This is a genomic window from Corynebacterium sp. ES2715-CONJ3, from assembly GCF_024814365.1.
GTDB lineage: Bacteria > Actinomycetota > Actinomycetes > Mycobacteriales > Mycobacteriaceae > Corynebacterium.
Window position 1 is genome coordinate 69,397 of record NZ_JANUXS010000005.1, and the last position, 25,286, is coordinate 94,682.

The window sequence follows — 25,286 nt, forward strand, 5'->3', positions numbered from 1 at the left end:
TGAAAGCATCACATCCAACGGTCTTATGAATTCCTCTTCTCTTGCTACGGATACTCGACCCCCGATCCACGAAGATATGGCACCTGGATCCCTGACCTTGGGTCAGGCTCCTGGATGGCTGAAGAAACTCGCTGCCCTTTCTGGAGTCTTGGGTTTTTTCTTCTTCATTCTGACCCCGTTCATGCCGGTGAATCAGGTGCAGTCCTCCTTCGAGTGGCCCCAGAATCGCTCCCTCAACCAGATCAGCGCCCCGCTGGTTTCCTATGCCCCGCAGCGGCTAGATGCCACCATCCCGCTGCAAGCATTAGAGCAATTGCGTGACGATGAAACCCTCGTCTTCTCCACGCTCCCACCCTCGAGTGAGCAATCCGCCACTCGCGGACTTTTTGTTCGGAGCATAGAAGGCAATATTGAGGTGTCCTCCTTAGGTACCATCCTCCTACAGGTTCCTGCCGCGGAGGTGGCCGAGCTGCCTAAGGATGCGACTCTGCAGATTTCCACCACCGAGGAACTGAGCACAGCCGAGATTCCCGGCACAGATTTATCTGGGCAGAGCGAGGACGAGAAGGATCTGCGCCCGCAAGTTTCTGGTATCTATACCGAGCTCACCGGTGATGCTGACGCACTCATTGATGCCGGTCTTATGGCTCGAGTTGAGATTAATTCCCGCTATACCTCTTCACCGACTGTGCTGAAGTACTCCACGATGATCCTGGGCGCTATCTTCCTCGGTATAGCTCTCTTTAGTCTGTATCGTCTCGATCGCCTGGATCGTTTAGGTCGCCATCGCTACTGGCCTAAGAATTTTCTCAAGCCACGCATCCTCGATGGACTGGTAGGAGCGGTCTTAGGTTACTGGTATGTTTTTGGTGCCAATACATCCGATGATGGCTTTATTCTCACCATGGCCCGGGCTAAGGACGGGGCCGGGTATATGGCCAACTATTACCGGTGGTTCGGGGTTCCAGAATCTCCTTTCGGTGCCCCTTACTATGATTTCCTCACCCTGCTCTCGCAGGTATCGACGGCCTCGATGTGGATGCGGCTGCCTTCTCTGATAGCGGGAATAAGTATCTGGCTGATTCTCTCGCGCGAAATTTTGCCGCGCTTAGGGCCAGCTCTCAAAACTCGCCGGGCCGCACAGTGGACTGCCGCGTTGATGTTCCTAAGCTTCTGGCTTCCCTATAATAACGGTCTACGCCCGGAGCCCATTATTGCCCTGGGTACCTTAGTCACGTGGGTACTCTTCGAGCGTTCAATTGCCCATCAGCGTCTCTTCCCCGCTGCCGTAGGTACCATAGTTGCTGCCTTCACGCTTGCCTGCGGCCCCACGGGGTTGATGGCGGTATCGGTGCTGCTAGTCAGCCTTCCGCAATTATTACGCACCATGAGCATACGACTGAGCTCCTTAGGGACACAGCGTCGTCATGGCTTGAGCTGGATCGTTTTCCTCGGTCCCTTCTTTGCCGCTGGCACGGCCGTTCTCGTGGCGGTTTTCGGCGATCAAACTCTCGCGACAGTGCTGGAATCCATCCATGTGCGTGGCGAGATCGGCCCCTCTTTGAAGTGGTTCCAGGAATGGCAACGCTATGAGGTGCTCTTCCAGCAGACTGTCGATGGCTCTTTCGCTCGTCGATTTGCGGTACTGTTCGCATTTATTGCGGTAGGCCTCGTTTTTGCCTCTATTTTACGCCACGGCAAGGTACCCGGCTCCGCTCAAGGGCCTTCGCTACGGCTCGTACTGGTTTTTATTGGCACTCTTTTCTTCATGAGCTTCACCCCCACCAAGTGGTCACACCACTTCGGTGTATGGGCCGGCATCGCCCCGGCTCTTAGCGCGCTTGCTGCCGTGGCTCTTAGTGATTTCTCCACCCGGTCGAAATCTGCGCGCACCCTCTTTGTTGGTGGTCTCCTCTTCGTCTATGCATTCTCGCTCTCGACCACAAACGGTTACTGGTATGTGGCCTCCTATGGAGTGCCATGGTGGGATAAATCAATCCAGATCAAGGCTATTGAAGCCTCTTCGGTGATGCTGGCTATCGCCCTGGTTATTTTGCTGATTGGAGCCATCCAGGCAGTACGCCATCAGGCAGGTCTCGATGGGGAACACGGCGATGACGTCGCACCACAGAAAAAGCGCCTATTCACCCATATCTTCACCGCACCGATCGCTGCTTTGTGCGCACTCACGGTGCTCTTTAGCATGGCCTCGCTGGCTAAAGGCTTCGTCTCGCAATACCCTGCCTACTCAATTGGCTTAGGCAATCTTCGTACCCTCGCCGGCGATCGCTGTGCTCTGGCAAGCGATACCTTGGTTGAGACAGACACGAACGAGTCCTTCCTCAAGCCCATCGGGACGACCTTAGGGCAATCACTAGAATCCGGGCCAAAATTCCAAGGATTCGAACCCAACCGCATACCCTATCTAGGTAGCCGCTCCACGGGGTTCGTCTCAGATGCGGAGACCCTCAATACCAACCAAGGGTTACGCCCAGAAAATGAAGAGGGCGTCAACGATTCAATCATTCGTCTCCCCTTCAACCTCGACTACCGCACAGTTCCCGTGTTGGGATCGTATTCCAATTTTGAGCAACCCTATGCCGAAGCTATTACCAGCTGGTACCAATTGCCTCCCCAACGTGAGGATGCCCCACTATTAGTGGTCAGTGCTGCAGGTAAGATCGCCTATTTTGATCAGGATGGGGTGCGCAAAGACGGTCGCCGCCTGCTTGTAGAATATGGCGCCGAGAATGAACAGGGAGAACTGGAAAAGCTCGGTGAACTCTACCTCAATGACGCAATTATGGTGCCCACGAACCGGTGGCGGAATCTGCGCTTACCTCTCGATGCGCTCCCAACTGAAGCGACCGTCGTGCGCCTGCATGCTATCGATGATTCCCCCGATTACCGGCAATGGATAGCTTTCACCCCACCGCGTATTCCCACCCTGGCTCCTCTCGATCAGGTGATTGGCCACGATCAACCAGGCATGATCGATTGGGCCGTTGGCTTCCAGTTCCCTTGCCAGCGCCCCTTTAACCACTATGCGGGTGTGGCAGAAATTCCAGGCTATCGCATTAGTGCAGATGCCGATGGCAAGATGCAGGGCTCGAATTTCATGGACTACTATGGCGGCGGTGCACTCGGACCTGCGGAGGCGGTCAATGAATCCTATGAGCTGCCCAGCTACGCCAAGGATGACTGGAAGCGCGACTGGGGCAGTGTTGAGATCTATCAGCCGCGGGCAAATTCCGTAGGTGAAATACCCACCCCGGCTATCATCGATCAAGAAATTATTACCCGCTCCGGGTTGTGGAATCCAGGGCACCAAGCTATCGAAAATGGTAGCCGAGGAGATAGCTAAAGAGACTTAGAAAAATAATAAGCCCGCACCCTATCCACGGTGCGGGCTTGACTCTTATAGAGGCTTAATCGCGAGGTTCTTCGGCGGTCAGTCCCACATAAGCGATGGGAGTAACAAAAGGCTTTTCTCCAAATAATCGCGGTTGCTCGCGACTGTGATCGAGGGGAACTAATTCATTGAGTTCACTAAGCGAACTGATGGGAGTTTGAGGCTGATCACGATCTGCCCGAGCGGCTTTGCGGCACTGTAGCCACAGATAGATAAAGAGCGGATAACCAATCAGGCCCACAATGATATAAATACCGATGAGGATCACTTCAGTGGGAATCTGGAGATTCCACGCAAAGTGCAGTACGAAGGCAATAGCAAACCAGGTTGCCCCATATTTCAGGCGCTGCGCGAAGCTAATGCCAATACTCGTCATGGCCAGGCCAATACCGTAGCCAGCGATTCCGGTGAAAAGGATATGGAGGCCTGGACCTGCAATCGAGCGCAGGCCCCACATCATCAACGTGCCCTCAATATCACTATCTGGGTGGATCAGTCCCCCCATCTGCCCATACAGCAGATTCTCAATAGTATCGAAACCTAAGCCAACAATAATTCCGGTAGCGAAACCGTGCCAGGGGCGATTGAGCTGAGTAAAAGCAGCCATTACTAAAATAACGCCCAAAGTCTTAGCTATTTCTTCTGGGTAAGCGCCTCCAAAGGAGGCGGCGACAATATCCCACCCTAATTTACCGGTGACCTCAGAGACCGCGGTACCAACGAATGTGGCTAGCCCAAAACACACGGCCGAACCCCACGCGAATGAGCTAAATACCCACGCAAAACCGGCGTTCGGCGCGAACCCGGAGCGACTGATAAGAAAATAAAAAGCGATGAGGTAGATCGATACCAGCACCAAGCCGAGGCCAATAGATGCCGGTGAGAGCACCGCAGATAGTCCCACCACGCCTGCTACCCCGAGGGCCGCGAGGATTGTGACAATTAATAAGGTAATGCGGAGGGGTTTGGTATATCTCATGCTGCACTCTCCTGGGGATTCTTCGGGGCATTATCTAGTGCGGTGAAAACCTCCGCGATGCGCGGATCGTATTCGTTTCCACCCACCACAACCATGAGGGCATTATTGGAATTATCGCCGGTGCCAAAGTTGAATCCGAGCTCGAAATATGGATTGTCGCCCAGTGTTCGCATGCGCGCGATATTACCGCTAAACTCCACCTCGCTACTAGGACCCAGAGGCTGTATATACCCCCGCATAGCTCGGGTAACGGTTCGGCGCTGGTTGCTACCCGCCTCGACGACCGAGCTATCAATAGTGATGCCATCGCAATCCCACGATCCGGTATAAAGGGTATCGCTGACGATGCGACACACGAGCGGTTCGCCTTCGGCATTGCGCACCGGAACAGTCCAGTTATAGGCCTCGTCGCCTAAAATAACTTCGGATTCGCGGATTTTTTCGGGTACCACGGCTGCGAGCCCTATAGGAAGGAGCAACAGCAGGGCGAAGATGCCAACAATGGCCCACCACTGTTTCGCATTCGTCGGGGGGTTGTACTGAAAACGACTCATGAGTGGTAATTCTAGGGCATTCACTGCCCTTGTGCAGGACCAGAGAACACTGCCGACGCACGATTCCAGACTCAGCATTACACTGGAGTAATGGCTTTAAATATCACTGATCTTTACCGGTTCGTCAACGGCTCGTGGCTCGATACCCACGAGATCCCCAATGATCGTCCCTCTGACGGGACCTTCTATGCTTTACGCGACCAAGCAGAAGCTGATACGCACGCGCTTTTACTGGAGAATCCTGATACGCGAGCTGGCGCGCTCTATGCCTCGTATATGGATACTGATGGCGTTGAACGCGCAGGGATAAGCGCTATTGACGCTGACCTTGCACTCGTGGATATCTCCACTATCGATGAGTTCCTCCACGCTTTGGGCGCGTTGAGCCGGGTGGGTATCTCCCTTCCCTTCGGTGCCTATATTGAAAAAGATTCTGCCCTCGAAAATGCTAGCGCCTACTTGTACCAAGCAGGTTTGGGGCTACCCGATGAGGCCTACTATCACAAGAGCGAACACGCTGAAATTAGATCTCTCTATCAGGCGCATATTGTCAGAATGCTGGGCTTTATCCCGCAGATCTCAGATCCGGAGGAAGCTGCACGCACCATTCTGGAGCTGGAAACTACGCTGGCTCAAGGGCACTGGGATGTGGTGAGCACCCGCGATGCAGTAAAAACCTTCAATCCTGTTAACAGCGAGGATCTCCCCGCCTATCTGCGCACAATCCTAACTGCGGCTGGATTCCCTGAGGGTCGCTATATTGTGATGATGCCTGACTACTTCGACCATCTGGGCACTCTCCTAGATGAATCTCATCTTGAGGCGTGGAAGTTGTGGGCTACTTGGCATATCATCAAAGATCGCGCTGGCCTGCTCACCGCTGAGATCTCGAAGGCCAACTTCGATTTCTACGGCACCACCCTATCGGGCTCCCTTGAGCAACGCGATCGGTGGAAGCGCGCCCTTGGGGTAGCCGAAAGCTTTGTGGGCCAAGACATTGGAAAACTCTTTGTAGCCAAGCATTTCCCCGCCTCCTATAAAGAGGAGATGCTGGAACTGGTTGACTATCTTATTCGCGCCTACCGTCAACGTATTTCCTCACTGCCATGGATGACCCCGGAAACTCGTGAGAAGGCCCTCGAAAAGCTCGGTAAATTCCAAGCTAAGATTGGCTACCCCGATACTTGGCGAGATTATTCGGGCCTCGAATTCTCCTCCGCGGGGGCAGATCTGGTTGCTAACTACCGCCTGGGAAGCGCTTTTGCCCATGATTATGAAATAAATAAGATTGGCAAGCCCGCTAACCGCGAGGAATGGTTTGCTAATCCACAAGTCGTCAACGCCTTCTATAATCCGGTGGTTAACGATATCACCTTCCCCGCGGCTATCTTGCGTCCTCCATTCTTTGATAAAGACGCCGACGCGGCGGAGAAATTCGGGGCCATTGGAGCAGTAATCGGCCACGAAATCGGCCACGGTTTCGACGATCAAGGGTCCCAGTACGATGGGAACGGCAACCTCAACTCGTGGTGGTCTGCCGAGGATCGGGCCGCCTTTGCTCAGCTCACCGGCAATTTGGTGGAGCAATTTAACGGTAAGGTTCCCCACACGCTTATCGACGCCGGAATTGATACCGCTGGTGTCAATGGCGAATTCACCCTCGGAGAAAATATCGGCGACTTAGGTGGATTAGGGATCGCGGTGGTCGCCTACCGCCTCTACTTGGACGATCACGGTATGAGCATCGACGATACCCCTAGCAAGCCTTTTGCAGTAGAGGGAGGATCGCCGGAGCTATACGAGCACAGCTATAACGGTCTGCAGCGCCTTTTCCTCTCCTGGGCGCATGTGTGGCGCACCAAGCAACGCCCTGAGTATCAGGCACAACTTCTCGCTGTGGATCCGCACTCACCAGCGGAATTCCGCTGCAATATCATTGCGGGCAATATAGCTGAATTCTATGAGGCCTTCGATATTCCCACCGATGCGCCGGTCTATATCGCCCCAGAAGATCGCGTCACTATCTGGTAGCAGAGACAAACCAACCCTCGCCGAAAAATGTTGACGGCGAGGGTTTTTGCTTATTCCCAAGGTCCGCTAAAGCTGGTGGGCCTACAACTTAGGGTTATATGGGCAGCGGTTTTTCAAGGTCCCCATGAGGATCTGAGCCGGAATTACTCTCTATCCTTTTAATTTTCAAGGGCTCTCATCTGCACTACTCCGTTTAACAGAGTGCCTTTTCTGTGCGGTCGGTGGATGTCGAAAAGACACGATAGTACGTTGCAGTGAAGATGCACCGCATGAGCACCAGGATAGCGCCAATCAGAGTGGCATAGACGATGCATGGTGATTCTGCTTCTCCAATCTTGCGGCTACGCCCTAGCAGTTTAGACACGAGTGTGGTTACCATGATGCCATGACTAATCCATATTCCGACCCCGAACGTGAAGCCTTCCAAGTTGGCGGTATCGACCGCGATATGAGCGAAGAAGAACAGCTCGAGCAGCTCGCCTCCTATATTCATGCTCATTATGAGGCCCCAGAGAAGAACCCGCCGTGGTCCGATAACCCCTCCGATCCACTCCCAGCCGATACTTTCGACGCCATGCTCCCGGACCGTCTCACCCACTCCTCCATGTTAATGTTGGGTGCGGCCGTAAATCACGCTATGCCAGGGGTGGCCTTTATCGACGGCATCACGGTTGAGGATCTACCTGAGCTGAATGCAAAAATCTTTAGGCCTTCTCAACCCAGCGGTGCTTGGGCCATCTCCCTCCACCCTGGTGGTTGGTGGAAAGGCTCTGGGGTTGCGCTCGAGAATGCCTGGCGCCCTGAGGTCGCGGGTCTCGCGGAGCTTTCTGGGGTTACCATTGTTGATCTCGACTATCCCCTCCTACCTGAGTCCGATCTCCCAGCCGTGATCGCTGCCGTCACCCAGGCCGCCGAGTGGATTCGTAGTCAAGGTGCTCCATGGGTGGGCGCTTGGGGTTATTCCTCTGGCGGTGCGCTTGCCGTTCTTTGCGCTGAGCTTTTTGACGCCCTCGCACTCACCTTCCCCCATCTTGAGCTTGATGGACTACCCGAAGATATACGCGGTGGCACTGATTTCCCGGCCCTTGACACACTTCCCACCACTTTCATGCAGATTGCCAGCCACGATTCTATTGCTGGCCATTATCCGTGGTTCGAAGAGGCTTCTGCGGTGCGCACTCAGGTTTATACCTCTGAGCATCGAGTGTCCACGCCTACGGTGGCTAGGCAGCGGGTTCGCGATATCGCTGAGTTTTTCCGCAGCAACTATGCCCACGAGAGCTAATTATTATCTGTGGTCCTCTTTAAGGTGCGGCGAGACGCAAGTCCTGAATTCGGGTCCAGAACATAACTACTTTGCTATTAGGGCTAACCACTGATCGCGGGCCGCAGCGGCAGCGATAGCCAGTGGTTCTCCACCTCGAATGAGCCCCAAACAGCCAAGGCTGTATGGGCATTTACCAAAACGTCCTTAACGGTACCGTCAAATCGAACTGTTAAGGATAAATTTTCGCTTCGTGGCAGTCTCTATCGAGACAATCACAAAGGAATCAGTCGGATCATTCAGCCGTATGATTATCGAGACGTCATACGTCCCTTAGAGAATGGGGAATAAGACCCAAATGAGGGTGCTAAAATAGGTTCGGACGATGCTTTCTACCAAAATTAATTCGTAGATAGCCAATCGCTACCAAACAGTAAAGCCGAAGCGAGGATAGTGCGACGCTGCGCACTGATACGTACCAATTGCAGGTGTAGCATTGCGGCAAGTGGGCTGGAGCAATGATCATAGTCGGGAGACAGAAAAGATATAAGGTGAACCATGGTATTTCCTAGGACCGTACAATTGTTCTTGATGGATGGCTCACCCAACGGTCGGATCAAATGCTCTTTAGATAACTGGGTGGGCAAGGTTTATCTCATCCCCCGTACAGAAATCCATCGTTCTAAAAACCGCTCCGAGCTCAACCAGACGGGCGTCTACCTGCTGTTCGGTAATGACACCGAATCCGGAGAAGAACTTCTCTATGTCGGACAAGCCCGTGAACGCAAGAACGGAAACGGGGTGCTCGCTCGCGTGGCAGAGCACCTTGGCGAGGAGAAACTAGACTATTTCACTCATTCCATCTTGATCATCGACTCGGACAACTCGTTTGGTCCAACCGAGATTTCTTATCTGGAAAATGCTTTTTACCAGCATGCCTTAGTCGCCGATCGAGTTCGTGCGGTCAATAGCAATGATCCCTCCCCCGGTAATGTCACCGAAGAAAAGAAAGCCGCCCTCGATGAGTTCATTGCCAACGCCAAAATCCCTATCGGCTCGCTTGGCTACCGAGTATTCGATGCAGTCGATGATGCAAAGGTCATTGCGCCAGAATCACCAGCGTTGTCTCCCAAAGTAGAGCCTCTACTCTATCTAAAGGCCGCTGGAGCATGTGGTACTGGCCGCCAAACTAACGATGGCTTTGTTATTCTCGCGGGGGCCACACTGCGAGAGGGACTTACAGAGTCGGCACCAGAATCTGTTAAGAAAAACAGACAGCGCTTCGCAGATCGAGTAAGCGCCGATCACAAGCTGCTGCGAGATACGCTATTCACCTCACCCTCAACGGCCTCTAGTTTTCTCATTGGGGCATCGACTTCCGGAAAAACTTCCTGGAAGAACAGCGATGGCGTAACTTTGCGTGCACTAGAGCAAGCCGAACTAGGATCTACTAACTCCTCATAACCGCAAACTGTAACCAAAACATCCCCATCACCCCGAGACTGGTCATAGCGGTTTCTGTTTTGCTAAGTGCGGCAACACTAATTGAAAATTTCGGTACCTTAAAACCGCACGCTTGCATCAATGATATCGCTCTACCATTTGCATTTGATCGCCGAGCTTAGTGAGTAAATTTGGATCATCGAGCGCTCCAGGGAGTACTGTAGAAGATCTTCACATCTCCTAGACGCCGCATCACTCCGTGATCATATTAGGTCATTCATCAATATGCACACTTCAACGGGTTCCTTTTACGTCATAGGTACTTAGTACTGGTTTCCCTCCGCGCAAGGTGATTCTGCTTTCTGTTTCTGCATTTGTCTCACTTCTCGACAGCCAGCCCAGTGGTATTTCTTCCACTTTAGGTCTAATTTATGGAGTCAATTCGAGACATAGAATCACAATGCAAAAGGTTAATCCTAGATCAAAATCAGCAACTCTTAGCAAGTCTATTAAGGTGTGCAGTAGTGCAGAAGATAGTCCTTGTACTCTGCAAGAGAATAGTAGCGTATATGCCGCACACAACCATTCTTGAAACTAGGGATCACTTCCACCATCTGATTACCTACAAACAATATTTCAATACCCAACGATCGGATCAGCGTACTTATACAGCACATGGGGCGGGCTTCTGCCCACCCCGGTTGCTGGGCCCATATCCTCGATAAGGACTATCAGACCGGAAATTTTTGACCACCTCGTGTGGCCGATTAAGGGAATCAGGAAGAGCGCAAGCAGCGTACGGTCGGGTCAAGCACCATCTCTTCGTGTTTAGAGAATCTATATTTATTACCGATCAGCGGTGAGGAGAAACATCGGTGTCTAGGCCACAGAAGATTCCGTTATGGATGGCCGTATCCGCTATCGTTGTCGCCGTAGCACTCTGCGTCCTTGTTGTATCGATGCGGTTTTATAACAAAAACAGCGATATTCCCAGTAATTCTTTCGCTCATGCAACAGATATGCGATCGTATTCTACGAGCGTAAACGGTATGGATATCAAAGAGGTTCGCGACAGGGCCTTCCAAGACGTCCACCTGACCCCTGACATAAAACCCACAAAGAGGTCATAGTCTGTTACGGCAGCTCTGAAGGCAGCCCTAATCCTAGGAAAGCCCGACGGCTGGCGCAGCTTGGCTACGAAACTCTCGCGGCCTCTACGCTCGGCTTGGTTAATCAACCTGCAATATTAATTAAATTTCCACAGGAGCAGTTCGAAGACCTACTCGCCTATGTGCCGAAAAATACCAGCAATGATGAACCTATCACCGTCCTAGGTACATCGATGGGCGCGGAGTACGCTTTTCATTTCGCGACTGAATATGACGTGATAGATAACGTAGTTCTGATCGCACCATCTGCGTACACATTCTTCGGCCTTAATTTTAAAAACCACGGTTCATCGTGGATAGGAAGGGCGAAGAGATTCTTTTTTGTAAATGTTCAGAAGTCCTCTTTCCTTATCTTTATTACCAGTATGCTCATCCCTTCGGTAACTGAGTCGCCCTCCATTCCTAGAGGTTCTTATAACTGTGCCGTCGAGGTGGATACGTATATTCGATCGCGGCTGAGGATACCCGAGCCAATATCCTTATAATCGCTGGCGAGAAAGACCTTTCATGGGATAGCTATGGCATGGCGAAAGTGATCAGTTGACACAATCCTAGAGCCGAAATTGTTTCCCATTTTGATATGAGCGAAAATGAGCTTAGGCGGGAATAAAACGGCCAATGGAAAGCCTACTGTCATTAGCCGCCAGGTAATAGCTGGTTTTCTAGCTGAGCACAATTGCTAATAGCACCTGCCCCTGATATGGCCTTCTGGTCTCACTCGCTGACAGCAGGCTCAAGAACTAATTCCCATTAGCTGCGAACCGCTGGCAGAGTACCACGCTGAACCCGAACGGTAGTGACGTCACCGTGGAGTTCTATTTTGAATAATTCCAATACGTGCCTGAGCACACACGATTCGGTCTCGTATAATCTCCTAAAACATTGCGTACTGTAGTTGCGATGCTCACTCATGTATTCAGCGAGAACGGTTCCGTAGTTTCAATTTCTTCGTAGCGATAGGTGGACTGCAACTGTTGAAGTTTATGCGGGGCTATCCCTATTTCAATTCAGTTGTATCGTGGCCACATGCGGTTCCTTCTGTGGTCGTTCTCACAGGTAAAAGCTTGTATCAGAAACTTGCCACCGTCAGAATTCAGGGTTGCACTTTTTATGGATGTCTCGAAGAAAGGTATAGAAAAGACGGCGATAGAGGTAGAGCTTAGTTTCCACCGCCGTCTCCGACAAGCCCATTCACAACCAATTAAGGGGAACTTGAATCGTTAATGATACAAACGAGCCTGCATTTTACAGATAGGTTATTCTTTGATTCGGTAGATCACAACATACTGTCTCATGCCATATATGCCATCGAAGCTACTTCTCACGATTGAGACGGCTCCACGAGGTTGCCCGGTTCCCTTGCCCCGCAGAAGATTCCGATTGTGTCCTGGTGAAGCCTTGAACTTTTCTAGGGCTTTCTGGAAGTCTCCATAGAATGTGGCGAGTGTATTCTCCGCGAAGTAGCGATCAGGGCTTACCTTCATTACGAGTTCGGCATACTCAGGATCAAGGCCTGACTCGATATAGGGACTTTCGTGAGCAAACTTAACGTTCTGGTTGATGAGCTTGTTTCCATGAGGCCCCTCAGGTGTAGCGAACCGTCCAAGCTTATCGGCCCAACGATAGCAGTCCTGTTCCATCCTATGGTCCCAAATAACCTCAGGAAGGCCGTTCATCCGACGGTACCTATTCCATTCGTCGAACTGTCGCAACGCCTCCTCTCTAAGTTCAGACTCCTTCATATAGGGGTCATTGGGTTTGTCCCAAGGAGTCGGAGTTGGCGCTGGAGCTGGGTCATGGGTAGGTGCTGGACGTGGGTTTGGTCGCGGCTGCGGTGTCGGCGCCGGTGCCGGAGTATTCCCCTGAGGAATATTGTCACCGATGTCCTTGATGATCTCAGATGAAAGAGCAGCGTTGTCCTTCGATTGGCTCAGGATGGCTGCGAGAAAGGCAGCCAGAACCGATACACCCAGGATTGCCCCGATGATCGAGATAACCTGAGTCTCAGGCCCTTGCCCCTTGGAAACGTTTTGGCCATTAGCAGAGTTATTGGATGGCGCTGCGATTGCCTGGGGGGCTGCTACGACCCCAGAGGTAACAGCTAGAGCCGTCGTTACCGCAACGATACGTCTCTTGACCTCGTTAGTCATGTTCTTCATAGTATTTTCCTTAGTTCCTTTTAGGAGGTTCTCCCATATTCAAGCTTATCTTTTCGGAGAGCCGTTTCGTGTAATCGTCTTTCTCTTACGGATTTCACAAAAGCTGTTAGCCAGTATCGATAGCGAAGGCTTAGAAAAATATAACAATGATCACAGAATAGTCCTCTGGCTTTTCAGCACTATCATGCGAAGAAGTTTATGATTCAGCTGGGTTCATGTTGTCAAATGTAGGTTATTCCTATCAAGGGGGAGCTTGAGCCCTGACTATCATCGAGTACCGTAAGGTTTGATGCGTTTCAATTGGCTTCATAGCGATAGGTGAATTGCGGCCCCGACCATTTTTTGGGCTCCTAGCAGGCAATTTACACCCCTCTTTCACACTAGCTAAATCATCCTCCTAAGAATCTTTTAAAATTCAGATAGATAGGCATTATCTCAGGTCAGAGATTTCATATGAGAAGCGCGGTGAAACTGACCGCTACCAGCTAGCATATCTATATCTACGTAACAATTTAGAGTACCGACGATACGGAATCTTCCCCTGGCCAACGTAGAAGGTCGCTACCTAGTCGGATCTTAGCCAAGCAGATTTGCAGCTCACAGCAAGTGCTAAGACAGACCCATAAGAAAGGCGACTTTAGATTGCTTCGTTACAGGCGGGACCAATCCAAGGTCGATCTCGCTAACTAGCGTCCTTGTCACCCTTGGATATCTGAGTCTTATCTAAATCCCACCAAAGATACCCTCGGGTAGCTGAGGTGCCACCTTCATCGTCCGATAAGTCTAGCCCTCTTCTTCCTTAGAGCCCTGGCAGGTCAAAACCCTCAAGGGGATCTGATTCGCGGCCTTCTTCTACAGGCTCGTCGATATTACACAAGGTGACCAGCGCACCCGTCGGATCTGCAATAATCATCATGCGGCCGAACCCAGAATCGAAGGGTTCTCTCAAGATCTCACCGCCTAATTCCACGACCGTCTCGCGGATAAGATCTACGTCTTTGATCCCGAGGAAGGTTTGCCAGAAACTTGGAATATGGGGTGGGAATTCTTCGCGGGCATTATAGATGCCAGCGAACCCTGAACCGTCGATAAGCGCAGTGGCGTAGCTATGGTCTTCGCTCGTCGCAAGGGCCCACCCAAAGAGCTCCGCATAAAAATCTAGGGCTGCATCGAAGTCTTTGGTGGCTGTTAGTTCGTGCCACACGGGGGTTCCTGGTTCACCGGCAGCGATAAAGGAATCCTCTCCTTCAGGTTCTACCAGCCCAAAGAGTGCCCCGGTTGGATCCACTAGCAATGCTACTGAACCGAGTTTGACGCTGCGGGGACTGGTGAGTACTTGGCCACTTAGTTCCTCAACGTGTGCCACGTTTCGGGCGATATCGCCCGCCTGGAAATAGGTGACCCAGGTATCGGGTTGTTGGGACTGTTCAGGGCGTTCAACGAAACCCGCCACTGGGAGGCCTTGAAGGCGGGCAAGGCGATAATCGGAACTGATCTTTTCAATCTCCCAGCCAAAAATTTTTTCATAAAACTGGGTGGATACGTCCATCTGGGAGGTGGTCAGATCGATCCAGTAAGGCATTCCTGGTTCGGATTGAAAAGCAGGCATAATCAGTTGTCCTCGGGTAATTCAGTAAGCTCGGCGGATTAGAAGGGGTAATACTGGTACTAGTCGAAGGTTACAGAGCGCCACTGTTCGGGATCAAAATCATCATCGGCGGTTTTCTCATCGAAATAGTCATCGTCGTTTGCGCCTCCAATAACTACGCGGGCACAGCTAGGACCCACGCATACGATCTCGCCACCGCGCAAGGTCTTACCCCGGCGCGTATCTACCGTGCCATCAACGGTTACCAACCCGTCGGCAATTACTTGTTTGGCGGCGCCGCCAGTATCAACCAGATTGGCGAGTTTGATGAATTGGCCAAGTTTGATCTCTTGGCCTTTGATCGCAATATCTTCAGGGTGCATAGGCTACGAGTCTAGTCGGTTGATGAGAGGGCTACAGTATTTGATCGCGCGGGGTGATCACGAGGCGGTCGATATTAACGTGCTTCGGGGTGGAAGCCACCCAGCGCACCGCTTCGGCGATATCAGCTGCTTCCAGATTGAGGTGGTTGGCGTAGACCGCTTCGGCTTGGGCGCTATCGCCGCGGAAACGGTGGAGGGAGAAATCGGTGTGTACTCGCCCCGGATTGATTTCCGTGACTCGAATATCATCTGTGGCATATTCAATGCGCATCACTTTATTAACGGCACTTACCGCAAATTTTGCGGCGTTATATCCTGCTCCCCCGGCATAGGGGTAAAGGGCTGCGGTGGAACTCATGGTAATAATATGCCCGTGGGATAGCGTGAGTTTTTCGATCAAAGCTTGAGTCATCCGTACGGTTCCAAGGACGTTGAGTTCATACATGCTTAGCCATTCGTCGAGGTTAGCGTGATTTATCGGGTCAAGTCCGATAGCCCCTCCGGCATTATTAACAAGGAGATCGCATGCTGGAATGAGTGAAGCGGCCTGGCGTACCGCCTCATCATCGGTGATATCGGCAACGATTGCCTGCCCGCGAATGTCCTGAGCAATTCTCTCGAGCCTGTCTTTTCTGCGTGCGATGAGAATGACGTGCCAGCCATCGGCCGCCAGTGCTCTGGCGCTGGCTTCCCCGATTCCTGATGAGGCGCCGGTAATAACGGCAGTACGTGTTGGTGAAGTCATGAAAATTTATTCTCCTAGTCTGATTTTTCTGTGGGGATAAGATCGGCGGCGCCTGAGATGCGATCATCTACCATCCCAATGGCTTGCATGAGGGAATAGATGGTGGTGGGGCCGATAAAAACGAAGCCGTGTTTTTTCAATGCACTACTAAGAGCGCGCGATTCCGGGCTGTTGGTGGGTATATCGGCGGCGTTTTGGGGGCGCGGTCGTGGTTGTGGCGCATAGGACCAGACGAGGTGCGCCAAGTCGCCCTCATCGTGTGCGCGCAGCGCTAGGGTGGCACGGGCATTGGTGATGGCGGCCGATATTTTTCGGGTATTGCGGATAATGTCCGTATCTGCCGCCATCCGCTCAATATCTTTGGCACCAAAGTGTGCAACTTTTTCGGGGTCGAAGTCTTTAAAGGCACGTCGAAAAGCTGCGCGCTTTTTGAGCACGATCTCCCAACTTAAACCAGCTTGAAAGCTTTCTAAGACGAGGCGTTCGAAGATCGATTGCTCGTCTGTGATGACCGCACCCCATTCGGTGTCATAGTAGGCGCGCATGAGATTACTGCCATGCGCCCATTGTGGTCGCGCGCGGCCGTCTGCGCCCATGATAAGACCACGCGCTTCGAGATCAGGTATCACACGTAAGTTCTCTCTTTCGATCGGAGGGTTTCCTGCTTTAAGGCTATCCTTGAATAATGGTTTTTGCGTTGGAATCAATCGGTCGTGGTTTATCTGTGAGCGCTATCGCTTCCGAGATCACCACCGCGTTAGATGATCACCGCACTGTTGTGGTTCAGGCCCCACCAGGCACGGGTAAGACCACGTTTATTCCTCCGCTGGTGGCTAATACATGCGCCTTAAATGGCAAGGTTTTAGTCACCGCGCCGCGCCGGGTGGCGGTGCGGCAGGCTGCGCGGCGGCTTGCGCAGCTCGACCATAGTTCCCTTGGTGATCGTGTGGGCTATACCGTGCGCGGGGAGAGCCATCCAGGTGCGCTCGTGGAGTTTCTTACCCCCGGGGTATTGGTGCGGCGTCTGATTGCTGATCCTGAGCTATCTGGGGTGAGCGCCGTTCTTATCGACGAGGTCCACGAGCGTCAATTAGATACCGATCTTCTCATGGGCATGCTGGTGGAATTACGACAGTTGCGCCCTGAGCTTATCGTAGGAGCGCTCTCAGCGACCGTGGATACAGCCCGTTGTGCCGATCTTCTGTCAGCGCCAGTTATACGTACCGACAGTGTCCTTTTTCCACTGGATATCTCCTATGTCCCCCTGGCTGGACGGGCGGACTGTCATCGGGATTTTCTGCATCAAGCCGCCCGCCTTGCGGTGGAAAAGGCGACCTCGTCGCCGCATTCAGTTTTGGTATTTATGCCTGGTGTGCGGGAGGTCAATACTGTATGCCGCGACATCGAGGCTCTCAGTTCTGTTAAAGTTTTTGCCCTCTATGGACAGTTATCAAGACAAGCCCAAGATGAGGCGTTGTATTCCCCTGGTCAGCGTATCGTGGTGGCCACTCCGGTTGCAGAATCGTCGCTCACGGTCCCTGGGGTAAGAATCGTCATTGATTCAGGTCTGGTGCGCACTCCGAAGCGTGATGCAGGTCGGTCGCTTAGTGGGCTAGTGACCACCTCGTGTAGTCAGTCTTCTGCGATTCAGCGTGCGGGTCGAGCAGGGCGTGAGGGCCCAGGTGAGGTGATCCGGCTCTACGGACAGCATGATTTCGCTAAATTTCAGCCTCATATACAGCCCGAGATTCTTGCTGCTGATCTCAGCAACTTTCTTCTCCTGTTACTAGGATGGGGCGGTCGACTCAGTGATTTCCCACTCCTCGACCCCCCTCCAATGGCCGCTGTGGAAAGCGCCCTGGCAACCTTGGATACCCTTGCTGCTCTCGACGATAAGGGGCAGTTGAACGCCTGGGGGCGCAAACTCGCTGAAATTCCAGCGCCGCCGCGTTATGCCCACGCACTATTAAAAGCAGGCAAGCAAGCAGCGAAGGTCATCGCGGCCATGATGGAGGATGCGCGCGGGGATCTTAACCAAGTGATCAGGGACCTGTCCCCCACCCCACGCTTTCGGCGGGAAGTCTCACGCTTGCAGCGTTATGCCCCCGATGATGCACGTTCGTATTCGGTGGGAGAGATCGTGGCCTTGGCTATGCCAGAAAGTATTGCTCACAATGAAGGTGAGGTCTATCTGCTGGCCAGTGGAACCAGAGCCACTCTTAGAAACTTGTGGGCTGATCATAAACCTGAGTGGATTGCCATTGCTGATATGACCTTACAGGCGCGCGGAGCCCAGATCAGCCTGGCTGCGCCGCTCGATCACGCAGCAGCCCTACGCATCTACCCTCCCACTGAAGAATGCAGTACCTGTATAAGTGCCGAGGGGAAGATCCGGGCTATAAAGCGAAAGAAGCTAGGTGCTATTACCCTCTCAGAACGCCCGGTTGCTCCCGATCGTCTCATGGCGCGCCGGGCCTATGCGGAGGCTATTAGCAGCCACGGGATAGATTTCTTCGAGCTCTCTGATCGGGCCCGTCATCTTTTAGATCGGCTGCACTTCCTATATGAGCGCCTAGGCGAGCCATGGCCGGATATCGCAGCCCTTGATCCCCTGACCTGGTTAGGCCCAGAGCTTGATGCTTTAGCTGAGGGAGCAGGTAGAAAAGATATTGATCTCTACCCCGCCTTAAGACGTATTCTTCCGTGGCCGATAGCAGGCGAGCTGGATCAGCTCGCTCCTGAATCTCTGCAGGTACCCTCAGGTCGCTTGATCAGGGTGGATTATCGTCAGCGCCCTACGGTCGCGGTGAAACTACAGGAGTGCTTCGGTCTCGATGACACTCCCACTATCCTGGGCCAGCCAGTACTTTTCGAGCTGCTCTCCCCCGCTGGGCGGGTGCTGGCGCGTACCGACGATTTCAGTCGGTTTTGGTCTGGTGCTTATGTCCATATCCGTTCCGAGATGCGAGGCCGCTATCCTAAGCATCCGTGGCCCGAGCATCCATCACGAAGCGATGCCACGGCGAAGACTAAAAGGGCACTGGGTCGCTAGGTGTCGCTAGAGTCGCCAGGTGTTGCTAAGTATCGCCAAGAGTAGTTAAGGACGGATTTTGTCCATGATCTTGTGAATCGCCGCCATATCCTCGTTGTTAAGTCCAATCATGGATTCCACTTGGCTGCGCATATCTTCAGCCTCTCCCTCAAGCTTCTGGGCTTTCGGTGTGAGGGAGAAGATCACGCGGCGGTAGTCGGTTTCATCGACTGCCCGCTGTACCCATCCAGCTTTTTCTAGGCGTTTGAGTAGCGGCGATAGGGTGCCGGAGTCGAGGTCGACGAGAGCACCGATGGCGGCAATAGTTTGCCCGTCTTTTTCCCACAGGCACTGCAAGACGAGGTACTGCACATAGGTGATTCCCCACGTTTCTAGGTAGGGTCGGTAGCTGCGCTGGAGAAGGCGAGCGCCGGTATAGAACTGAAAGCAGATATCTGACTGGAGTTTTTCCTGGGCGGACATATGTCCAATTCTATTGCATGCAATGAAAAGCTGCTAGTGTTGCACGCTCTCTCCCGCTGCACCCCTTTGCCACTTCAAGCCTGGATTGGCCCAGGTATTGAAGCCCTCAAAAAGCTCCTTGACATTATCTGCCACCACGATAGCGTCTAAATAGCGGGGCCAAATAAAACCCTCCTCGCCCATCATCCTAAGAGCGTCGATAAGCGGCTGCCAGTAATCTTCGACATCAAAGAGGGCTACAGGGCCGGTATAGGGACCTAGTTGTTGACGTACGAGAACTTCGCTGAGCTCTTCGAGGGTTCCCATGCCACCCGGGAGGGCAATGAATGCATCCGCTAACTCCTCCATCCGCGATTTGCGGTCCACCATATCGTCGGTAATTTCCAAGCGCGTTAATTCTGGGTGGGCGAATTCGAGATCTTTCAAGCCTTTAGGGATCACTCCGATTACCTCACCTCCCGCGTCAAGGCAGGCATTGGCGCATTCGCCCATGAGCCCTACTGTGGCGCCCCCGTACACCATAGTGATGCCACGCTCGGCGAGTTCCCGCCCTAGATCGCGGGCCGCATCGGCATATTCACTGCGGTTACCTGGGACCGAGCCGCAATAGACGGCTACGGATTTAATGAGTGGGGAAAGGGTGCGCAACATAATGCCCTGCATATCCTGGGCAATAAACTCCTTGCGCGCGTAGAGGCGTCGAGCTGGCGAATGTGGATTGACGCGTACGCTTATTCCTTGCCATCCGTGGGTACGGCCATGGGTAATAGCTTGATCAATAAACCAGCCGCCGATGCCATGTCCTTGCCACTTCGGGTCTACGAAGAGCACCATTTCTGGAACATTATCGGCAACAAAACCCCATGCCTTAATAAAGGAAGCCCACATAACGCCGGCCAGTTCGCCGGTTTGAGTTTCGAGGACTACACCGATATCGCCGCGCTGACTATCAAAGTCTAGGTAGCGGGTGATAGTCGGGTCGGATATATCCGGGCGACTATCACCTGGGCTGAGGCGGTTGAGATTATTGATTACCGCTGTGGTGCGGTCTTCGCGATCTCGGTCGACACCGTTTGTCATGATGCGAACGGTGAGGTCATCAAGGGGCGAAGCAGCTACAGCGAAAGTCATGGTTAGTCATTCTAATCCACTCCCCGATACTTTCGAAGCAAATGGGGATGTGAGCGATGAGGTCTATCCTGTGGCCAGCTGTATTGCGGTTGATTACGGCAGTTTATCTAGTGAATCCGTTTATATCATGGAGCTAGGTTGATAATAGTTTGCAAAAGTACGCGGGATAACAACGTCTGAGTCTTTCCTTTTGCCTCAGCCTTAATTGCATCGTTGAGGGTACACCCGAGCTGAACGATCTGTCTATTTAATTAGACTAGGTTGTCTGTTTTGTTTATCATAGTCCTATGCACCTTGTGAGCTCATACCCAGCCTCCGCAGAATTTATAGGACCCCAAACGCCAGCGGCCCTATGTCTGCAGCTGATTAGGCTCACCCAACCGGTCACGCGCACCTTCTTAGTCGACCATTCGCCGCATTCGCAGCCCACGATCACACGCGCCACCTTAGCCTTGATGCAGCTCGATCTCGTGCGTGAACGCCCCGATAAAATCAAGCCTCAAGGTCCAGGTCGACCCAAAATCCCACTCGAGATTGCCCCCAGCCCATGGCTGCATATAGGTATCGCTATAGGCACCTCTTCTACCTATATAGGACTCTTCGGTTCCGGGGGGCAACTGATTCGCGAGCAATTTCTCTCTTTCGATCACCACCGTCATTCTCCTAAGAGCTTTATCGAAGCGCTCATCCCGACATTGAGAACAATGCTGTCGGATTATGATATTCCGCTGGCTAATATCGGCATTTCCACCCCGGGAGCAGTCAATTCCCGCCGCCGTATCAGCGCCGACAACCTCGGCTGGGATCATATTAATCTGCTCTCGCCCCTCGAGGAGGCCTTTGACACCCAGGTTCGGGCCGTCAATGTTATCGAGGCAATCGCGGGCGCGGAGCAACAAGCTCAACGCATTTCTCATAGTCGTGTCAACCATCGCGAAGACCACCGTGGGCTCATCTGCTATGCCGACGATTCTATTGGCGCCGCCGTGCATACCTTTAATTCCGTCCAGCGCCTCGCCGTCGACCCAGCACTGCCACTTCACGAGACTGTTCTACAGCTCACGGAACAGATCAATCCGCATACCATTGTGCTCGCAGGGTCCGCCTTCGAAAGTCGCGAGGAGGCGCATGGCCTGGCGCGGTCGATTCGCGGCTCGAAGCACGCACAGGTGGAAATTCGGGTTATTCCTACCCACCTTGATAATGCTCGAGCTGCAGCTCGGGCAATAGCGCTCGCGCCCTTGCTCGCAGACCCGCTGGGATTTACGCAGGCGATTAAAACCCGGCGCGATTATTATTCTATCTAGTCATAGCGGACATCGGCTATGTCCACAGCCTCGGTGATCAGGGGCTGTGTATGGGCGGTGATAATATAGCGCCCGGCGTGCTCGATAAATCCCCGAGCCTCCTCCTCGCTGAGAGTGCGGCGTATTTTCGCAGGTACACCCGCCGCTAAACTCAGCGGCCGAATATCCATCCCTTCGAGCACAACTGCGCCCGCCGCGATCAGGGAACCGCGACCAATAGTGGAGCGCGATAGCAAAGCGGATTTCATTCCCACGAGAACGCCGTCTGCCACGGTAGAGCCGTGGACAAGAGCCATATGGCCAACAGTGACATCATCCCCGATTACCACGGGAGCATCCGCATCGACGTGGAGGACGGAGTTATCTTGGATATTGCTTCGCGCTCCGATACGAATGGAATTGCTATCTGCCCGCAGGACGCAGCCATAGAAGATGGAGGAATCGGGCCCAATTTCCACATCACCGATAATGGTGGCGTTGGGGGCGATATAAGCAGAGGAATGGATACGCGGGGTTTTGCCGCCGCAGGGAAGAATAAGAGGCATAGTGCCCATTATGGTGCAAAAAACGCCCACCCGCTGATTTTTTTCGGGTGGGCGTCTGATCACAGAGGCTTAGGCAGTGGCCTGCTGCTTCTTTGCCTTACGAATCTTCTTCTCTTCAGCAATAGCTACGAAGGAGAGCAGCACGATGCAGGCTATGGCGGCGAAATTTAAGGCAGCAAAGGTACCAGCCCAGCCAGTGAGTCCGAAGATAGGACGCCCGTCGGCGATCATGCCCAGACCCAGCTTGGCGAAGCTATCGCCGACTAAGTAGGCGAAGGTGCCTTTGATGCCGTCGGCCACACTAATCGCGCGCTTGGGCACAAAGCCCACCGCTGCCACACCGATGAGAAGCTGCGGGCCGAAAACAAGGAAGCCAAGCACGAAGAGTACGCTCAGGTACATAAATTCATTGGTGGCGAACTGGTAGAACTCCAAGGTGGCCACGATAAGGGCTAAGGCGACGCAGGCCACCAGCGCTCGGCGTCCATTGAAGAAATCGGACAGGTAGCCCCACAGAAGAGTACCGGTGAGCGCACCCACCTCGAAGAGGGCGAAGCCGGAGATAGCAGCTTCCTTGGAGAATCCTAGAACCTCATAGGCATAGACAGGCGACCATTGATCAATACCGATACGAACTACATACAGGAAAATATTGGCGAAGCATAAAATCCAGATGATCTTATTCTTTAATACATAGCGCAAGAAGATCTGCCACTTGGATAGGTTCTCCCTCTCCGCTGCGAGGTCCTCGTCACTGACTGGTTCCTCGAAGAGTTCCTCTACCTTGCCTAAACCGTAGGCCTCTGGAGAATCTGAACCATATCGCAAACCAAAGAAACCAATGATGAGCGCGATTACCGAGGGGAAGACAAACATACCTACGACGTGACCGCCGAAGAAGACATTAGCGCCGAATACTGCCACCGCTGCTGCACCGGCGCCACCGATATTATGCGATATATTCCACAAACCAAGGTAGGTGCCGCGGCGCTTCCTCGGTGTCCATTTGGTAATCGTGGAGTAGCTTGCAGGACCGCCAGCACTCTGGAAGAAGCCAGACAGACCATAAAAGGCAACCATTAAGAAGATGCTAACACTGCCACCGCCCAGGCTGGCACTGAAACCTAACATGCACAGGCCGGAGAGAATAAGCATAAACGGGAGGAATTGCTTCGTATTCTTACCGTCGGCGTAATACGACACCACGGTTTTACCGATGCCATAGGCCACCGAAAACCCCAGGCCGATCATACCCAGCTGGGTTTTGGTCAATCCGTAGGTTTCGATCAAATCATTCTGGGCCACGTTGAAGTTCTTGCGAATTAAATACATTGCCATATAGCCCACGAAAACGACCATATAGGACTGCATAAAAGGCTTGAACCACATCTTCCGACGTTCTTCGACGGGCAGGTCGAGAGTCGGCTTCCTCTTTTCCTCTAAGAATGCGAGCACGCTTAGCTTCTTTCTGCTCAAGGACCGATAATTTCCATAAAACGCGCTCATTATAACTACAAAATTATCAGCCAATAAATCCCGGTAAAACCATGATTAAAATCACTTCATAAAGTGAATTCATAGTAATTTTATGTGAGATATCTTACTAGCGTTGCGTAACACTACGGGCGCCTGAGCAGGCTCAATAGCCAGAAAAAGGGCTTCTATGTGGTATATATTAAATAGTGATCTTTGTATCTACTTAGTCACAGGAAATAACGTCCGTCAATGCGCCGATTGGCTTTGCGCCCAGGGTGGGGCGGGCATTCAGTCGAATACCCCATAGCCGTGACTATAGCCACCCCATAATCCCCTCGTCCCGCAAGACCTATAGCCTCGAGAACACGGTCTTCGTGCCATCCGGTTGTTGCTAAGGTGGCCAATCCTCGACTCTGCGCGGCAAGCAAGAGGAATGAGCTGGCAATGGTCGCATCAATGATGGCACTTTCGCGTAGTCGGCCAGGTTCCTCGCGATACCACTCTAAAGCCTGAATGGCGAAGTCCTGATCGATATAATCGCTGAGGTCATCCGGTTCGAAGAGCCGAGCGACCCCCACCACCAGGATGGGAGCTTGACTTAAAAATTCCTGTTGAGAATCTGCAAAGATCGCCTCTTTTGCAGCCCTGTCTCGCACCACCACCAGATCACGTCGCTGCGCATTAAAAGCACTGGGTGCTTCCAATCCGAGAGCAATAATATGATCGATAAGCTCATTGGCTACGGGCTCATCAGTAAAAGAGCGCACCGATCGGCGCTGCATGATAGCGTCAGTCACGGTTTGGTTGGTCACGCTTTGGGTGGTCATCGAGGCCCCAATTCTAAGCCTAGTTTTGTACCCACCCTAATCTAAATTGAGCGCACCTTTGGGAAAAGGCGCGCTCAATAAAATAATTTTAGTAGTGATTGTCGACGCGACGGTCGTCTCTGCGCCCCGGGTGCTCGGGGGATTCCGCTGGATACCCCATCGCGAGCACAATACCCACGCCGTGATCGGCCGAATCGCCAAGCCCCACTGCTTCTAAGATGCCGCGCTCATCCCAGCCAGTCGTGGGCGAGGTTACAAGCCCTTGACTCTGAGCGGCGATCATTGCAAAAGATCCCATGATCATCGCGTCCTTGATAGCACTTTCACGCAGCCTACCCGGCTCAGCCATGAGCCACTTTTTAATGCCTTCGGCGCGTTCCTCGCCAACGATCTCTGCTAGGTCGTCCGGTTCGCCGGTTCGTGCGATAGCTACTAATACCACCGGTGCGTCGCGCAGCTGGGTCTGCTGCGAGGCTTTATAAATACCATCCTTGATCTGCTGGTCGCGGACCACCACGAGGTCACGGCGCTGGCCGTTAAAGGCACTTGGTGCCTCGAGGGCGAGAGTGACAATATGATCGAGAACCTCGTCGGTCACGGGCTGGTCGGTATAGTGGCGAGTTGCGCGACGACTCTCAATGGCCTCGCGAACACTCATATCTTTTAAAGACATTATGTCCCCTTAATTTTGTTGAAGTGTCAACGATAACATAGGCAGAAAAACACGGTCAAGGACTTTCTGACCCCAGGGGTCTAAGC

At 52.8% G+C, this 25,286-nt stretch carries 22 protein-coding genes; 9 read left to right on the forward strand and 13 right to left on the reverse strand.

The window, feature by feature from the left end; all coding sequences use genetic code 11:
* Positions 1-76: 76 nt before the first annotated feature.
* Positions 77-3,364: an arabinosyltransferase domain-containing protein gene (locus NXT00_RS07135; protein ID WP_310470466.1), complete on the forward strand. Its 3,288-nt coding sequence runs from the start codon at positions 77-79 to the stop codon at positions 3,362-3,364.
* A 64-nt stretch (positions 3,365-3,428) separates the two neighbouring features.
* Here the strand turns inward: NXT00_RS07135 and NXT00_RS07140 are convergent, their stop codons facing one another.
* On the reverse strand, positions 3,429-4,391 hold the full coding sequence (locus NXT00_RS07140; protein ID WP_259079216.1) for a PrsW family intramembrane metalloprotease: 963 nt from the start codon (positions 4,389-4,391) through the stop codon (positions 3,429-3,431).
* On the reverse strand, positions 4,388-4,945 hold the full coding sequence (locus NXT00_RS07145) for a hypothetical protein (protein WP_259079219.1): 558 nt from the start codon (positions 4,943-4,945) through the stop codon (positions 4,388-4,390). The genes NXT00_RS07140 and NXT00_RS07145 overlap by 4 nt, the downstream gene beginning before the upstream one ends.
* A gap of 90 nt (positions 4,946-5,035) precedes the next feature.
* On the opposite strand from NXT00_RS07145, the gene NXT00_RS07150 reads away from it, so the two are divergent.
* From NXT00_RS07150 to NXT00_RS09460, 5 genes are all read left to right on the forward strand, one after another.
* Positions 5,036-6,976: a M13 family metallopeptidase gene (locus NXT00_RS07150; RefSeq protein ID WP_259079221.1), complete on the forward strand. Its 1,941-nt coding sequence runs from the start codon at positions 5,036-5,038 to the stop codon at positions 6,974-6,976.
* Positions 6,977-7,361: 385 nt separating this feature from the next.
* Entirely contained in the window at positions 7,362-8,261 is a 900-nt protein-coding gene (locus NXT00_RS07155; RefSeq protein ID WP_259079223.1) for an alpha/beta hydrolase, read from the forward strand.
* A 570-nt stretch (positions 8,262-8,831) separates the two neighbouring features.
* Positions 8,832-9,704, forward strand: a complete 873-nt coding sequence (locus NXT00_RS07160) for a GIY-YIG nuclease family protein (protein WP_259158548.1) — start codon at positions 8,832-8,834, stop codon at positions 9,702-9,704.
* A gap of 854 nt (positions 9,705-10,558) precedes the next feature.
* Positions 10,559-10,813 (forward strand): hypothetical protein, encoded by a 255-nt coding sequence (locus NXT00_RS07165; protein ID WP_259158549.1) that lies wholly within the window; start codon positions 10,559-10,561, stop codon positions 10,811-10,813.
* Positions 10,814-10,863: 50 nt separating this feature from the next.
* Positions 10,864-11,337, forward strand: a complete 474-nt coding sequence (locus tag NXT00_RS09460; RefSeq protein WP_396124957.1) for a hypothetical protein — start codon at positions 10,864-10,866, stop codon at positions 11,335-11,337.
* A gap of 771 nt (positions 11,338-12,108) precedes the next feature.
* Here the strand turns inward: NXT00_RS09460 and NXT00_RS07170 are convergent.
* The 5 genes from NXT00_RS07170 to NXT00_RS07190 form a co-directional block, all read right to left on the reverse strand.
* Positions 12,109-13,011, reverse strand: a complete 903-nt coding sequence (locus NXT00_RS07170) for a CAP domain-containing protein (RefSeq protein ID WP_259158550.1) — start codon at positions 13,009-13,011, stop codon at positions 12,109-12,111.
* Between the two features lie 799 nt (positions 13,012-13,810).
* A complete protein-coding gene (locus tag NXT00_RS07175) occupies positions 13,811-14,620 on the reverse strand; it encodes a VOC family protein (RefSeq protein ID WP_259158551.1) in 810 nt (269 codons plus the stop codon).
* A gap of 59 nt (positions 14,621-14,679) precedes the next feature.
* Complete coding sequence (locus NXT00_RS07180; protein WP_259079235.1) at positions 14,680-14,982, reverse strand: RNA-binding S4 domain-containing protein; 303 nt, start codon at positions 14,980-14,982, stop codon at positions 14,680-14,682.
* A 31-nt stretch (positions 14,983-15,013) separates the two neighbouring features.
* Positions 15,014-15,727 (reverse strand): SDR family oxidoreductase, encoded by a 714-nt coding sequence (locus tag NXT00_RS07185; RefSeq protein WP_259158552.1) that lies wholly within the window; start codon positions 15,725-15,727, stop codon positions 15,014-15,016.
* 14 nt (positions 15,728-15,741) lie between these two features.
* Entirely contained in the window at positions 15,742-16,356 is a 615-nt protein-coding gene (locus NXT00_RS07190; RefSeq protein ID WP_310470444.1) for a DNA-3-methyladenine glycosylase I, read from the reverse strand.
* Positions 16,357-16,412: 56 nt separating this feature from the next.
* On the opposite strand from NXT00_RS07190, the gene hrpB reads away from it, so the two are divergent.
* Complete coding sequence (gene hrpB / locus NXT00_RS07195) at positions 16,413-18,779, forward strand: ATP-dependent helicase HrpB (RefSeq protein ID WP_259158553.1); 2,367 nt, start codon at positions 16,413-16,415, stop codon at positions 18,777-18,779.
* 45 nt (positions 18,780-18,824) lie between these two features.
* Here the strand turns inward: hrpB and NXT00_RS07200 are convergent, their stop codons facing one another.
* Positions 18,825-19,241 (reverse strand): MarR family winged helix-turn-helix transcriptional regulator, encoded by a 417-nt coding sequence (locus tag NXT00_RS07200; protein WP_259079241.1) that lies wholly within the window; start codon positions 19,239-19,241, stop codon positions 18,825-18,827.
* 33 nt (positions 19,242-19,274) lie between these two features.
* Positions 19,275-20,372: a TIGR00730 family Rossman fold protein gene (locus NXT00_RS07205; RefSeq protein ID WP_259158554.1), complete on the reverse strand. Its 1,098-nt coding sequence runs from the start codon at positions 20,370-20,372 to the stop codon at positions 19,275-19,277.
* On the opposite strand from NXT00_RS07205, the gene NXT00_RS07210 reads away from it, so the two are divergent.
* Both NXT00_RS07210 and NXT00_RS07215 read left to right on the forward strand, forming a co-directional pair.
* Positions 20,371-20,514 carry a hypothetical protein gene (locus NXT00_RS07210; RefSeq protein WP_259158555.1) on the forward strand — a complete coding sequence of 48 codons (144 nt, stop codon included), beginning with the start codon at positions 20,371-20,373 and terminating at the stop codon, positions 20,512-20,514. The two genes, NXT00_RS07205 and NXT00_RS07210, sit on opposite strands and share 2 nt — an antisense overlap.
* Positions 20,515-20,668: 154 nt before the next feature.
* Positions 20,669-21,679: an ROK family protein gene (locus NXT00_RS07215; RefSeq protein ID WP_259158556.1), complete on the forward strand. Its 1,011-nt coding sequence runs from the start codon at positions 20,669-20,671 to the stop codon at positions 21,677-21,679.
* Here the strand turns inward: NXT00_RS07215 and NXT00_RS07220 are convergent.
* The 4 genes from NXT00_RS07220 to NXT00_RS07235 form a co-directional block, all read right to left on the reverse strand.
* The gene (locus NXT00_RS07220) at positions 21,676-22,233 is read right to left on the reverse strand and encodes a gamma carbonic anhydrase family protein (RefSeq protein WP_259158557.1); all 558 of its coding nucleotides are present in this window, start codon (positions 22,231-22,233) and stop codon (positions 21,676-21,678) included. The genes NXT00_RS07215 and NXT00_RS07220 overlap by 4 nt on opposite strands.
* Positions 22,234-22,293: 60 nt before the next feature.
* Positions 22,294-23,679: a hexose-6-phosphate:phosphate antiporter gene (gene uhpT, locus NXT00_RS07225; protein ID WP_259158558.1), complete on the reverse strand. Its 1,386-nt coding sequence runs from the start codon at positions 23,677-23,679 to the stop codon at positions 22,294-22,296.
* A 248-nt stretch (positions 23,680-23,927) separates the two neighbouring features.
* Positions 23,928-24,527 (reverse strand): nitroreductase family protein, encoded by a 600-nt coding sequence (locus tag NXT00_RS07230; RefSeq protein ID WP_259158559.1) that lies wholly within the window; start codon positions 24,525-24,527, stop codon positions 23,928-23,930.
* 88 nt (positions 24,528-24,615) lie between these two features.
* Positions 24,616-25,200 (reverse strand): nitroreductase family protein, encoded by a 585-nt coding sequence (locus NXT00_RS07235; protein ID WP_259079268.1) that lies wholly within the window; start codon positions 25,198-25,200, stop codon positions 24,616-24,618.
* Between the last annotated feature and the right edge of the window lie 86 nt (positions 25,201-25,286).

Excerpts from the sequence above, each read along its gene's own strand:
- NXT00_RS07135 (WP_310470466.1), top strand. The coding sequence starts at position 77 with ATGGCACCTGGATCCCTGACCTTGGGTCAGGCTCCTGGATGGCTGAAG.
- NXT00_RS07140 (WP_259079216.1), bottom strand. The coding sequence starts at position 4,391 with ATGAGATATACCAAACCCCTCCGCATTACCTTATTAATTGTCACAATC.
- NXT00_RS07145 (WP_259079219.1), bottom strand. The coding sequence starts at position 4,945 with ATGAGTCGTTTTCAGTACAACCCCCCGACGAATGCGAAACAGTGGTGG.
- NXT00_RS07150 (WP_259079221.1), top strand. The coding sequence starts at position 5,036 with ATGGCTTTAAATATCACTGATCTTTACCGGTTCGTCAACGGCTCGTGG.
- NXT00_RS07155 (WP_259079223.1), top strand. The coding sequence starts at position 7,362 with ATGACTAATCCATATTCCGACCCCGAACGTGAAGCCTTCCAAGTTGGC.
- NXT00_RS07160 (WP_259158548.1), top strand. The coding sequence starts at position 8,832 with ATGGATGGCTCACCCAACGGTCGGATCAAATGCTCTTTAGATAACTGG.
- NXT00_RS07170 (WP_259158550.1), bottom strand. The coding sequence starts at position 13,011 with ATGAAGAACATGACTAACGAGGTCAAGAGACGTATCGTTGCGGTAACG.
- NXT00_RS07175 (WP_259158551.1), bottom strand. The coding sequence starts at position 14,620 with ATGCCTGCTTTTCAATCCGAACCAGGAATGCCTTACTGGATCGATCTG.
- NXT00_RS07180 (WP_259079235.1), bottom strand. The coding sequence starts at position 14,982 with ATGCACCCTGAAGATATTGCGATCAAAGGCCAAGAGATCAAACTTGGC.
- NXT00_RS07185 (WP_259158552.1), bottom strand. The coding sequence starts at position 15,727 with ATGACTTCACCAACACGTACTGCCGTTATTACCGGCGCCTCATCAGGA.
- hrpB (WP_259158553.1), top strand. The coding sequence starts at position 16,413 with ATGGTTTTTGCGTTGGAATCAATCGGTCGTGGTTTATCTGTGAGCGCT.
- NXT00_RS07200 (WP_259079241.1), bottom strand. The coding sequence starts at position 19,241 with ATGTCCGCCCAGGAAAAACTCCAGTCAGATATCTGCTTTCAGTTCTAT.
- NXT00_RS07210 (WP_259158555.1), top strand. The coding sequence starts at position 20,371 with ATGGTTAGTCATTCTAATCCACTCCCCGATACTTTCGAAGCAAATGGG.
- NXT00_RS07205 (WP_259158554.1), bottom strand. The coding sequence starts at position 20,372 with ATGACTTTCGCTGTAGCTGCTTCGCCCCTTGATGACCTCACCGTTCGC.
- NXT00_RS07220 (WP_259158557.1), bottom strand. The coding sequence starts at position 22,233 with ATGGGCACTATGCCTCTTATTCTTCCCTGCGGCGGCAAAACCCCGCGT.
- NXT00_RS07230 (WP_259158559.1), bottom strand. The coding sequence starts at position 24,527 with ATGACCACCCAAAGCGTGACCAACCAAACCGTGACTGACGCTATCATG.
- NXT00_RS07235 (WP_259079268.1), bottom strand. The coding sequence starts at position 25,200 with ATGTCTTTAAAAGATATGAGTGTTCGCGAGGCCATTGAGAGTCGTCGC.